At 69.8% G+C, this 12527-nt stretch carries 7 protein-coding genes and 1 pseudogene; 1 reads left to right on the top strand and 7 read right to left on the bottom strand.

Going from position 1 to position 12527, the window contains the following annotated elements; genetic code table 11:
- Position 1: 1 nt before the first annotated feature.
- The 6 genes from A5678_RS08830 to A5678_RS08805 all read right to left on the bottom strand — a co-directional run bounded on the left by A5678_RS08830 (position 2) and on the right by A5678_RS08805 (position 10661).
- Positions 2 to 310 (bottom strand): PE family protein, encoded by a 309-nt coding sequence (locus A5678_RS08830; protein WP_068040947.1) that lies wholly within the window; start codon positions 308 to 310, stop codon positions 2 to 4.
- A gap of 10 nt (positions 311 to 320) precedes the next feature.
- Positions 321 to 4295, bottom strand: a complete 3975-nt coding sequence (gene eccCa / locus A5678_RS08825; protein WP_068040945.1) for a type VII secretion protein EccCa — start codon at positions 4293 to 4295, stop codon at positions 321 to 323.
- A complete protein-coding gene (gene eccB, locus A5678_RS08820) occupies positions 4292 to 5884 on the bottom strand; it encodes a type VII secretion protein EccB (protein ID WP_068040943.1) in 1593 nt (530 codons plus the stop codon). The genes eccCa and eccB overlap by 4 nt, the downstream gene beginning before the upstream one ends.
- A complete protein-coding gene (gene eccA / locus A5678_RS08815) occupies positions 5881 to 7734 on the bottom strand; it encodes a type VII secretion AAA-ATPase EccA (protein WP_068040987.1) in 1854 nt (617 codons plus the stop codon). Before eccA ends, eccB begins: the two co-directional genes overlap by 4 nt.
- 345 nt (positions 7735 to 8079) lie before the next feature.
- Complete coding sequence (locus A5678_RS08810; RefSeq protein ID WP_068040941.1) at positions 8080 to 9552, bottom strand: PPE family protein; 1473 nt, start codon at positions 9550 to 9552, stop codon at positions 8080 to 8082.
- A gap of 203 nt (positions 9553 to 9755) precedes the next feature.
- Positions 9756 to 10661, bottom strand: a complete 906-nt coding sequence (locus tag A5678_RS08805) for a class I SAM-dependent methyltransferase (protein WP_068040939.1) — start codon at positions 10659 to 10661, stop codon at positions 9756 to 9758.
- A 536-nt stretch (positions 10662 to 11197) separates the two neighbouring features.
- On the opposite strand from A5678_RS08805, the gene A5678_RS08800 reads away from it, so the two are divergent.
- On the top strand, positions 11198 to 11947 hold the full coding sequence (locus A5678_RS08800) for a dienelactone hydrolase family protein (protein ID WP_068040937.1): 750 nt from the start codon (positions 11198 to 11200) through the stop codon (positions 11945 to 11947).
- An 11-nt stretch (positions 11948 to 11958) separates the two neighbouring features.
- Here A5678_RS08800 and A5678_RS27490 read toward each other — a convergent pair.
- Positions 11959 to 12527: pseudogene (locus A5678_RS27490) on the bottom strand (hypothetical protein); the annotation flags it as partial.

Genomic DNA, 12527 nt, shown 5'->3' with positions numbered 1-12527 from the left:
GTCAGGCGCCCGCGAACCCGTACGTCGCGGCGGCGGAGGTGTCTCCGGCGAGGTAGCTCGCGCCGGCTTCGCCGACGCCCATCCCGGCGCGGCCGAGCTCTTCCACACCCTGGGCGGCGACCGCGGCGTGCTCCTGGCCCTGGGCGCTGAACCCGGCGGCCGTCTGCAGCGACACCGGATCCACCGCCGGCGGCACCACCGCGGTGATGGCCGGAGCGGCCGCCGCGTGCGCGGCCGCCAGCCGCGCCGTCAGCGCCTCCACCGCGGCGCTGGTCGCCGCCAGGCCCTCGGGAACCACTCGCAACGTCATGACTCTCCCCTTACTGTTGCGTTTCACCAAACATCGCGGCCTCACCCACCAACGGGTTGACCAACTGCACGTACGTCGGACTGTCGCTGTCGCCCAACAGGATTGCCCGCCCGGCGGGCAACCGGCCGAATCGCTGACCCCGGATCTTGCCGCTGTCCTGCGGATTGCCCGACAGCATCAGCGTGGTGGCCTGCAAGTCGTTGAAGCGGCGCAGCAGCGTGTTGGTCATCAGGGCGTGCCCTGATCCGGTGGCACGCGCCGTGACGATCACCCGCAGCCCCAGATCGGCCGCCTGCGAGAGGATTCCGATCAGCGGGGACCACGGCCGCTGCCCGACGTACGCGCCGCTCATCGCCGGCGAGTCCGGTATCTGGTCGACGTCATCGATGATCAGGTAGTGGGTGTGCCCCGCGTACCTCCAGCGGGCCAGCTCACCCGGCGACAACCCCGCCGCGGGGCGCCGGGACTCGATGATGTTGGCCAGGCCCAGCATCGCCGGGATGATCCGGTCGATGTTGGCGGTGTACTCGTTGTCGGCGAACAACGGCTCGTCGACCAGGTGCAGCCGCCGGTCCAGCACGGTGAAGGCCACCCGGTCGGCGGTGGAATTCTCGCGGATGGTGCGAATGATGTGGCGCAGCAACGTGGTCTTGCCCGACTTGCTGTCGCCGAACACCATCAGCAGCGGCTCGGCGGCGAAGTCGACGACGACGGGTGCGAGGTCCTCCTCGCGCTGGCCGATCACCACCTGCTCCGGGCCGCGGTAGAGCGCGCCGACCGCCTCGGGGGCGAGGTTGGTCGGGAGCAGCCGCACCGGCGGCGCGGACACACCCGGGTGGCGGGCGTTGAGCGTGCCGATCTGGTCCAGCTCCGGCGCGGCGAACAGGAAGTGCTCGGCTGCCATCGTCAGGCCGCGGCCCGGCTGGTCGGGCGGCACGGATTCCGCGGGGCGCCGCAGCGCCCCGACGAGCCGGACGTTGCTGTCCCGCGGATCGTGCAACTTGAGCTCGAGGCGCAGCCCGAGGCCGTCGCGCATCGCCAGTGGAACCTCGAGCCAGCTCGGCGTGGTGATGACGACGTGGATGCCGTAGGCCAGCCCGACGTTGACCAACTCGCTCACCTTGGCCAGCAAGGGATTACGGGTGTTGAACTGGTCGGTGTTGTCCCGGCCGAACGCGTACAGGTTGTCGATGACCAGGAACACCTCGCCGTACCCGTCGTCGGGGGCGGCGCCGTTCCGGTCGCGGAACATCTCGCGCCGCTGCCGGGACAGCAGCAGCTGTTCCAGCTCGCCGAAGGTGCGCCGGATGCGCTCGGGTTCCAGCGCCGACGCGACGCTGCCGACGTGCGCCAGGTCTTCCAGCGCCCGCAGCTTGCCGCCGCCGTAGTCCAGGCAGTAGAACGTGACGTCGCGCGGCGAGTGCAGGCTGGCCGCCGAGAGGATGAACGTCTGCAGCGCAGTCGATTTCCCGGACTTGGGGCCGCCGTGGATCACCATGTTCGCGGCCGACGAGGTGGCGTCGAACACCAGCGGGTCGCGGCGCATCTCGAAGGGTTTGTCGATCTCGCCGAGCGGCCACTGCCACTGGCGCTGCGGCACCCCAGCGCGCGCCAGCACGGCGGTCAGCGGGATCGGCTCGTCCAGCGGCGGCAGCCACAGCTGCGGCGCATGCGGGCCGTAACGCGCCAACTGGTCGCCGATGGTGGCGATCAGCTTGCGCGGCGGTCCGGTGAATTCCTCGTCCTCGGCGGTCGAGATGACCGTGTCCTGATCCGGCTCGACGCGCCCGGCCGTGAACAGCTTGGGCTCCGGGGTCGCCTGCACCACATAGGATTTGGCCTTCTGCGGCGGATCGTAGATGCCGTCGACGTAAGTGCTGCGGAACTTGATCGGGGTCGCACCCGGGGCGGGCACCAGGAAGCCCACGCCCTTGTGCTCCTTGCCCGACTCGATGTGGTACGCGTCCTCCACGCCGATGATCTGGCGGGAAACGCTGGGACTGGCCACCTTCAACCCGATGCGGTAGGAGGTGTTCTTGTCGATGTCCTTGATCTTGCCCACGTCCAGCGTCTGCGACGCGAACAGGATGTGGATGCGGAACGAGCGGCCCTTGCGCGCGACGTAGTCGAACAACTCCGCGTATTCCGGGTGGTCGGCCAGCATCAGGGTGAACTCGTCGGCGACCACGAACAGCGTCGGGATCGGCGGAAGGTCATTCCCGGCCGCGATGGCGCCCTCGTATTCGACCACCGAGTTGAACGCGCTGCCCTGCACGCGGCGTCCGGCCTCGCGCAGCAGCGTTTCGCGGCGCGCCACCTCCCCGCGCAACGTGTCGGCAAACCGGTCGGCGAGCGACTTCTTCTCGGCCATGTTGGAGATCACCGCGACGACCTGCGGGAAATGGCGGAAACTGTCGGCGCCGGCTTCGCCCTTGAAGTCGGCGTAGATCACGATCAGCCGGTCGGCGGAATGGGTTGTCAACAGCGACAACAGGATCGACATCAGAGTTTGGGACTTACCGGAACCCGTCATGCCGATCATCAGGCCGTGCGGGCCCATCCCGCCCTCGGCTTCGTCCTTCAGGTCGAAGAACAGCGGCTCGCCCGTCGCGGTGACGCCGATCGGCACGCGCAACTCGTCCTCGCGGCGACGCGGCGCCCACAGCGTTGGCACGTCCAGCCGCGAGGCGTCCGGGATGCCCAGCAGCGTGGTGAAGGTCGCACCGCGGGTGGCCGCCGAGCGCAGCCCGGTGTGGGTCGGGTTGGAGTCCCAGCGCGACAGCTGACGCGCCAGGTGGGCGGCCTCGTCGGCGCCGAGCCGGTCGGCGTGGTCGATATAGGGCTGCCAGCCGCCGGTCTGCCAGCGCACCAGGGCCCTGGCTCGGCTGCCCTCGCCGATGACGCGCAGGATCGGCTTCTCCGGATCCGAATACTGTTCGCGGTGCGGCGGTGTCGCGGAGCGGTGCACGACGGTGACGCCGGCCCGGCCCAGCGCCAACGTCGAGGTGTTCAGGTCGAAGTCGGGGTCGTCCACCACGATGAGCAGATGCCGCAGCGCGTCGGCGGGCTCGCCGGTGAACGCCGGGCGGTCGACGAACGCGGGGCCAAGCAGCAGGACCAGCTCGTCGGGGTTGGTGGTCAGGAAACGGGCCGGCCCGACACCGTCGAGTTCGCCCGGAATATCGGTGTGCGGAAGCCATTTCAGCCAGGACCAGTCCGGGCCCTCCAGGTCGCGGGCGACCAGCGCCACCCCCAGCACCGTCGGGTCGTGCCACGTCACCGCCTGGGCGATCCAGGCGCGCATCGCCGCCCGCGCGTCTTCCGCCTCGCCGAGCACGGTGATCCGCGAGACCTTCGTCAGGTCCATTCCGGTCGGCACGTCACGCACGATGCGGTGGGTGTCGAGCAGGCTGCGTAATGCGCTGTGCGACACCGGCTCCAGGTCGATCTCGTCGGCGGTGTCGTTCACCCGCAGCGCGGTGCTCAACGGCACCTGGTGGCGGCCGGCCCGCAGCACCAGGAAGTCCGGGTCGTGCGGGTCACGCTCCCACTGCCGGCGTGATCCGGGCACGCTCGCCAGGGCGGTCGGCTCGGGGTGCGACCACTGCGCCGCCGCCCGCTGCTGGGCGGCCTGGGTGCGGATGTTGTCGCGGACCACCGACAGGTAGCGCAGGTAGTCGGCGCGTTCCGCGTCGACCTCCTCGGTGCGCGTCTTGTTGTCGTTGCCGCGGTACATCGCGGTGGCCGCCAGCAACAGCACGAACGGGAAGAACAGCGTTTGGGGGGAGATCAGCCGCATCCCGGTGGCGAACAGGGCGACGACCATGCCCACGATCAGGATGACCAGCACATAGGGCATCGCCCGGCGCAGGAACGACGGCGGGATCACCCGCGGCAGCTCGGGGGGCGCCTCGATGTTGATGGTGCCCTTGCGGGTGACCGGGGGCGCCAGCCGGCGGCGGGCCTCGAAAATGAGTCGACTCATCGGGGCGCTCCCTCTGCTGATGCCACGCGGCCGGGCTTGTTGTCGGGCGCCAGCCCGTCGTGTGCCAGCAGCGCGTCGGCGCGCGACAGCGCCGGGCCGCTGGCGAACAGTGCCAGCACCGACCACGGGACGGGCACCGCCGGCTCGGTCAGGCCAAGCGCCTCAACCGTTTTGCCGCGCCCGGCCGAGTTCTCCGCCTCGTTGTCGATGCCGTAGCGAACCCCGGTGTCGGACACCCAGAACAACGACCCGGTGCCGGGCGCGCCTGCGCCGCCGGTGACGGTCTGGGCGAAGTAGCCGGTGCCCGGCGCCAGGGCCACGCGGCTGGCGGTTGACGGGGAGGCGCCGACCAGGTCGACGGTGCGGATCGATTCAGGCACCGGCAGCGCGGAGCCGGACAGCAGGCTCAGCGAGCTGGTGGCGGCGCCGGCCGGCTTGCTCCAGTAGGCGCACGTGACGGGATCCTTGGCCGCGTCGACGAGGGTGACCTGCTGGTCGGGGTAGCGCGAGGTGTCCAGCATCCGCGACACCGGCAGCTTGGCCACCGCGTCGGCGCCCAGCCGCGGCGGTTGGTCCAGGCCGTAGGAGTTGGTGTTGCGCAGGATTGCCGCGAGCACCGGGGAGATGGGCTGCAGGCCGTCCGGCAACACCGCGTAGTAGCGCGCGCCCGACGAATTCTGGTCCAGCGCATAGGACACCACGACCGCTCCGATCGGCGCCGGCACGCTGAAACCGGCCGGCGCACCGGCGTTCGGGATGCCCGGCGCCGCCAGGGGCGGCGCTTCGGGGATCGCGTTGAACAGGCCCAGCGCCACGGGCCGCGGCGCGGGAACGTCGGAGTTGTTCAGGCCCAAGCCAAGTGCGTTGGTGACCGCGTGGTCGGCCAGGTCGATCTGGCTGCGCCTGCCGTCCCAGAGCAGCCAGGTGCTGTTGCCGCTATCGACCAGAATCGCCTGCTTGGCATCGAGTTTGGCCGCCCGCGCGCCACTGCTGTCGGGGCGGCCCGCGATCACCGTGACACCCGTGCTGTGCACGGCGCGCGACGTGCCGCCGATGCCGTCGCACACGGTCCAGTTGGCGTCGCGAGTGGTGTTCTGCACCATGCGCTCCGGCGCGCCGGGAATGCCGACCAGGTTGCCACGCGGAAACCGGTCCAGCTCAGTGCTTTTCACCGTCGCGGGATTCACCGGCTTTCCGACGATCAGCCGGGCCGACGTCAGGTTGAGCACCGGGTGCAGCTGGTCGCCCACCCGTACGTACAGCGCGGCGGTCGATCGATCGGCGAGCACGGCGTTGGTCCCCGCGGTCCCGTTGGGCCGAATGAGCGAGAACACGAAGCAGCCCGCCAAGCCGGTGGCGAGCAAGACCACACCCATCAGCACCGCGCGCGACTGGGTGCGCAGCGGGTCGACGAGCATCCTGGTGTCGTGCAGGGCGATGCCGGACGCGATGCGCCGCATCACGAAGCGCCAGCCGCTGACCTGGTGGCGGGTGACGAAACCGCGCCGGTACTCGACCTTGTCGGGATTGTCGTTGACCGGGGTGCGCGAGGCGAACGAACGCCGCTCGTCCGATTCAGGATTCGTCACGAGGGCACCGACAGTCCGAGGCCGCGCAACAACGGCTCCACCGAGTTCTCGACGTCCTGGTCGATTATCGTCATCAGCTCCTCGTCACTGAATTCCCCGGTTCCGGCGTGGTCCGAATGGTCGAGCCGGAATTCGCGTTCTTCCTCGGAACGTTCGACGATGTTGCGGACGAACCGACCGTTACCGGCGATGTCCAGGTTGCGCCGCGAGATTCCGTTGGCGTCCGGCGTGGACTCGGTGGCCAACTTGGTGAACAACGCCTCCATGTGATCCAGCGCGGCCTGTTCGAAGACGCTGTCGCGCTGCTCTGCCATCTTGGTCGCGATCTCGACGAGCTCCGACGGTGCGTAGGAAGGGAAGTCGATGTTGCGGGTGAAGCGGGAACGCAAGCCCTCGTTGGTGTCCAGGAACTTGTCGAGGTCGGCCCGGTACCCGGCGATGATGACCACCAGCCGGTCGCGGTCGTTCTCCATGCGCGCCAGCAGGGTGTCGATGGCCACCAGTCCGAAGTCGTTCTTGGCGCCCGTGGCCACCAGGGCGTACGCCTCGTCGAGGAACAGCACCCCGTCGAGCGCGCTGTCGATGATCGCGTTGGTTTTGGCCTCGGTCTCGCCGATGTGCTGGCCGATCAGGTCGGCACGGTGCACCTCGCGGATGTTCTCCCGCTTCAAAAGCCCGAGGCCGCAATAGATCTTGGCGACCACGCGGGCGATGGTGGTCTTACCGGTGCCGGGCGGCCCGGCGAAGACGAGGTGGTGGGCGCGCTGGGCGACGGCCAGCCCACGCTGCTTGCGCACGAGCTCCATGGCGACCGAGCTCTTCAACCGGGACACCTGGTTCTTGACCTCGTCCAGGCCGATGAATTCGGCGAGCTGGAGTTCGGCCTCGTGCAGCAGCACGGCCTTGCGCTCGTGGGCCGCGGGGTCGACGAAGTCCTCCGCGCTGGGCTCGGTGTCCGGGTCCCAGGGGTCGGTGCGCGCTTCGATCCGGGCCGCGGTTGTGGTCACGATCCCAAAACTGGTGTCGGACAGGGCCTGCTCGATCTGTTCGTTTTCCGGATGGGCCGCGTACAAGTCCTGCAGCACCTCGCCGGCCGAATCCTCGTCCACGTGCGCGCGCAGCACGAGCGCCTTGGCGAGCGCCCCGTCGACCGCCGCGACCGCGACGGGACCGTCGGGCTCCTCGAGGTACGACAACGCCGGGGCGAACATGCCCAGCCGGGCCAGCGCGGTGCCCAGGGCGACCTTGGCCGCGTGCGAGAAAGCCTCGTCGAGGTCGGCGTCGTTGACGACCGCCGTCAACAACTTGACGACATCCGACCACCGCTCGGCGCGGTAGTTGATGACGACGGCTACCCAGCGGGCTTCGCGCCAAGTGGGGCGGCGCGCCGTCAGGCCGGTGACGATCTGGTCGGCATCGGCGAACCGCCCGGCGGTGGCCAGGGCCGCCGCGTAGGCGAGGTGGAAGTCGTCGGGGGTGGCGGCGCGGAACTGCAGATACAGTCCGGTGTCATAGCGGAACCCGAGCGCCGCCGGCGCCAGGTCGACCTTGCGCTGCAACGCGCCGGCCGTGGTCGCGGTCCGCGACACCGCCTCCAGCACCCGCAGGGACGCATCACCGGCGGCCGCCAGCCCGGTCCAGGCGTCGCACTGGTCGTGGGCGATGCGGGTAAGCGCCCTGAATCCGGACCGCGCGGCGGTCAGGTCGGCGGGGCGCTGGCGTTGGTATACCGAGATGCCGAGCGCGCGGCAGCACGTGGCGAACCGGCTGACGACGTCGCCGTCAACCCTGACGTCCACTCGAGGATTGACGGGTTGAGATGCGAGCACGCCAGTGTCACCGAGTTCCACGGCCACGTCTCTCCATTTGTGTAGCCTCCCCTAACCTGACCCGCCTGAAGTTAGCATTGCATAAGCTAAGTGTCGAGGCGCGAGCGCCCGTCCGACTCACCGCACCACTCCCCGTTCAATGCCGCCAATGAGGATGCTAACCCGCGCGATTAGCCGCATCTTCGGTCCGTTCGCAGCCGCAGCGGGTTGGCAGGCCGTTATCAGCGCCTTCTAAGCGGCCGAGCTTATCGAAAATCATTTTCATTATCAATCCGAGAGGTGCCCACCGCGCCGGTCGGCCGACAAGCGAATAGTCGGACGCCGCAGTCGAAAAGTTCCGGTCCGGGGCACGGCAACCCAGGGCCCCTAGCCCGGCTCCCAGGAGCCCGGCAACATGGGCAGCGTCGGCCCGCCGCCGAACTCGTCGCCGGCCAGCGTCGCCAGGCCCGCTGCGTCGGCGCCGCCCTTGCGCGCCGTTCCGGCGAAACCCAGCGGCCCGGCGCCCCGATCCGACGCGACCGACCTGGGTTCGAGCGGATCCGCCGGTGATCCGGTATCCGGTTCCAGGTCCACGAACTCGTACCCGCGGTAGTGATCTTTCATCGCCGCCCGGCGGCGCCGGCGAGCCCGCTGCGCCGCCGATGCCGACGCCGACGCCGCCGCCCCGGCCGCGGCCGAATCGGGCTCCGACGCCGTACGTTGCGCGCGGCCGCTCGCGCCCGTACCGGAGCCCACGGTCGGACCGCCGACGATGTACGGAAAGGCGGCGCCACCGCCACCGGCGGGTGGCGGCGGTGGGGCTGCGGTTGCCGGCGCCGAGGCCGGCGCGGGTGACGGGGCCACCGACGTCGGGGCAGGAGACGGTGCCGGCGCCGTGGCCGGGGCAGCGCTCACGACGACCGGAGCGCCGCTGACGACGGGCGCATTGGGTGCCGGGGCCACCGCTGCCGGCGCGGCGACGAGAGTTGGGGCTGGCTGGATTCCGGCCATCAGACTCAAGCCTGCTATGCCCCCCGCAAATCCACCCGGCACGATGAACGGGACGGCAGCAAGCTGTGGGAACGCCTGAAGGGCCTCGCCCACGTGGGTGAACTCGTCAGCGATCAGTCCGGCAGGCCCGAAAATGTCTTGCAGCAAATCTTCTATGGCGTCGGCGGGGTCCGTGGGAAACTCCGCCAAGTCTCTTGCGATGGTCTGGAAGATCTCGGTGAATCGGTTGATCCACCAGCTCAGCTGGTACGGGTTGCCGCCGTCGTTGTCGACGATTCCGTCGTCGTCACTGTCTTGGCCGCTGTCGGTGGCCTGCACGATTTGCGGCGCGGGCCCGGTCTGCGGCGTCGACGCCACCGCGGCGGTCGAGACCGCTTGGTACGTGGACATCGTGGTGGCCGCCTGGACCCACATCCGCGCGTAGTCCGCCTCGTTGACCGCGATCGGAATGGTGTTGACGCCGAAGAAGTTCGTCGCCACCAAGGCGCCGTGAACGGTGTGGTTGGCGGCCAGCTCCGGCAGCGTCGGCATGGCCGCCAGCGCCGTGGTGTAGGCCGTCGCGGCGGTCTCGTGCCAGGCAGCGGCCGCCGCACTGTTGGCGCTGGCCCGCATCAGCCAGGCCAGATACGGCGCGTGGGCGGCCGCGTACCTCTCGGCGGTGGGCCCCTCCCACGCCCCGGCCTGCGTCGCGGCCAGCGTCGCGGACAGTTCGTCCGCCGCCGACGCGTAGGTAGTGCTCAGCGAACTCCACGCCGCCGAGCCGGCGAGTAGACCCGCCGGGCCCGGACCGCTGCTCAGCTGAGCCGAGTGGACCTCCGGGGGGAACGCCATCCAGACCGGCGCGGTCATCCCCGGCTACCAGCCGAGCTATCGATAAATGCGCGTAGCGCCATGGCGGGACTCCTCGTCGGGCTGAGGGCGACGTCGTCCGGGCTGTTGGGCGACGCACGGATGAGCCCGGTAGTAGTCGGGGCGCGGCACGCGAAAGTTCCGGCGCGCGGTCAACTCATGGAAAATTCATTGAGAGCCCGGCGGCTCGGAGCTCCCGGCGCTCAGCCCTTGACGGCGCTCACCAGGGTGTTCCGCGCCACCATCGACGCGGCTTCGGCGTGGGCTTCGGGCACCGTCCGGCCGTTTTCGCGAAGGTAGTCGGCCAGCGGGGTGCCGACCGCCGTCCAGCCCCGCTCGCCGAACCATTCGGTGGCGGGCGCGATCCGCTCGTTATAGACGAGCTGATAGAAGGGTCGCTCCGCGCCGTCGGCCATCGCGGCCCGTTCTTCCTCGCGTTTCGCCTCGAATTCGTGCTGGTCGAGCGGCGCGCCGTCCTCGACGGCGACGTGACTGCCCGGGGCGGCCAGGCCGTCGACGCCCGTGAACAGTTGCCCCTGCGCGGCGGCCGGGAGGTAGATGAGCAGGCCTTCGGCTATCCAGGCCGAGGGCTTGGTGGCGTCAAAGCCGCTGTCGCGCAGCGCTTGCGGCCAATCGTCCCGCAGGTCGACCGCAATCTCCCGGCGCTCGGCCTTCGGTTCTGCGGCGTGGTCGGCGAGCACCCTGCGCTTGAATTCGAGGACCTGCGGCTGGTCCAGTTCGAAGATGGTGGTCCCGGCCGCCCAGTCCAGGCGGTAGGCGCGGGAGTCCAGTCCCGCCGCCAGGATCACTACCTGACGCACGCCCGCGCCGGCGGCCCGGCGGAAATACCCGTCGAAGTATTTGGTGCGTGCGCCCTGGAAATTGACGAAGTGCTGGCCCCAGTCCGGGGTCTTCAGTTGGTGGTCGGGCAGCTTGCCGTCCAGAACGTCGGCCGCCCACCCGCCCACGGCACGGCAGAACACTTCCGCGTAGGGGTCGACGACCAGAGGGTCCGGCTTCTGCGCCTCCAGGGCTCGGGCGGTCGCCACGAATAACGCCGTCGAACCGACACTTGTTGTGATGTCCCAGGTATCGCCTTCGCTACGCACGAAGCCGACTTTACCGGCGCCCGCTGCCGGGCGGCGCGCCGCTTCAACGGATTTGGTTGCTGAGCTTGGTGACGAGCGCTGTGTTGAGGTAGCTGGTGGCCGCGGCGCCGCGGTCACCGCCGTGCAGGCCGGCGTCGCGCACGTCTTGTCCGACCCAGCCGGTTACGGCGCCAAGAACGTCAGCGACGTCACCCCCAACGACGGACAGAACCCACCGTGAGCAAGGGGGGCCTTCACCTGCCAGGCAACCATCGACCACCTCAAGCACCAGTTCCTGGTCACCTTCACGGACGACACGGGCAGCTACGAAGTCAGTGCCCCGAAAGGGACGAAGATCTGAACGTTCGCGACGAGGGGCCGCCGCTAAACCGGTTGGCATCCCGGCGGCGACCCCTGCTACTTTTTCCAGACCGTGCGAGAGGACTAGGAGGTGGTACCCGTGAACATATCGACGTGGGTGCTCCTCTTCGGGGTCACGGTCGGGCGATAGGTCGTCCGGGAGCGCCGTTCAACGAGCACTCCCGAAAGGCACGGCCATGCACTTCATTTCAGAACAGCGCCTCGACGACGGCTGCCTCGAACGTGAATTCACCCTCGGCGATATCCCCGGCATCCTGTGGACGCCCACTTCCTCACCAGCGCCGCTGATCCTGCTCGGTCACCCGGGCGGACTGCGCACCATATACCCACGGCTGGCGAGCCGAGCCCGCCGCTCCTCGGCGGACGGCTTTGCCGCGGCCGCCATCGAGCTTCCCGGTAGCGGTGACCGCCCCCGGTCGGCCGACGCCGAGCAGGCCCGCGCCGATTTGAACAGGGCGTTGGCGGGCGGGGAGCCGGTCGACGAGTTCGTCGACCGGCTGGTGATCCCGCTCGTCGAGAAGGCGGTCCCGGAATGGCAGTTCACCCTCGACGCACTCCTTTCACTACCCGAGGTCGAGGGACCGGTCGGGTACTCCGGCGGGGTGATCGCCATCGGTATCCGGCTCGCACTGGTCGAACCGCGCATCGCGGCCGCCGGACTGTTCGCCGGGAGTTTCGTGCCTCGCTCCCTGTTCGACGAAGCCCGCCGGGTCACGATTCCACTGCACGTGGTGCTGCAGTGGGACGACGAGGGAAACGACCGGCAGCTGGCACTGGACCTGTTCGACGCCTTCGGCTCCCGAGAGAAGACGCTGCATGCCAACATGGGCGGACACGCCGGCGTCCCGCACTTCGCGGCGGACGACGCGGCCCGATTCTTCGTCCGACACCTTAGGCCGGGCCGACGCGCCTGCGGCAGACCCTAACGCTGCGTACGCTACCGCGTGTCGCTGCTACCCTCGGCGTCCCAGGTGCGCGGCATCATGGGAACCGTTGGGCCGCAACTGAATTCGCCTTCGGCCAGGGTGGCCAATCCTGCGGGGGCCGCCTCCCGGTGCGCCGTCCCGACGAACCCCAGACGCCCGGCGCCGCGGCCCGACGCAGCCGAGGCCGACTCGTCGCCCGGCGTTACCCAATCCGGATCGACGTCGACGTTCATGTCCGCGAACTCGTCGCCGTAGTCGCGCTGGGCAGCCCGCCTACGACGGCGCGCCCTGGCCTGCCCCCGCGCCAGCGCGGCCGCCGCGGCGGAGGCGCTATCGGGTTCCGGCGCTTTCCTTTTGGCGCTCGAGCCGGCGCCGGCACTCATCCCGGAGCCGGAACCGATGCCCGGCGGAGCGACCACATAAGGCGGCGCGAAACCCGCCGGGTGCGGGGGCGGCGGGGAAGGCGGCGCGGGGCTGGCAACGCTGCTCGCGGTCGGAGCCGGTGCAGTCGCCGGCACCGAGGCGGGGGCTGGGGCGGGGGCGACGGTGGTCGGTGCCAGCGCGACGGCCGGCATCGGGC

Source organism: Mycobacterium sp. E2733 (assembly GCF_001667585.1).
Lineage (GTDB): Bacteria > Actinomycetota > Actinomycetes > Mycobacteriales > Mycobacteriaceae > Mycobacterium.
Note: the sequence above shows the minus strand (reverse complement) of the source record. Positions and strands in the feature narration are given on the sequence as shown.

What these genes read in the sequence shown, in the direction of transcription:
- A5678_RS08830 (WP_068040947.1), bottom strand. Translation starts at nt 310, where the DNA reads ATGACGTTGCGAGTGGTTCCCGAGGGCCTGGCGGCGACCAGCGCCGCG.
- eccCa (WP_068040945.1), bottom strand. Translation starts at nt 4,295, where the DNA reads ATGAGTCGACTCATTTTCGAGGCCCGCCGCCGGCTGGCGCCCCCGGTC.
- A5678_RS08800 (WP_068040937.1), top strand. Translation starts at nt 11,198, where the DNA reads ATGCACTTCATTTCAGAACAGCGCCTCGACGACGGCTGCCTCGAACGT.
- A5678_RS08810 (WP_068040941.1), bottom strand. Translation starts at nt 9,552, where the DNA reads ATGACCGCGCCGGTCTGGATGGCGTTCCCCCCGGAGGTCCACTCGGCT.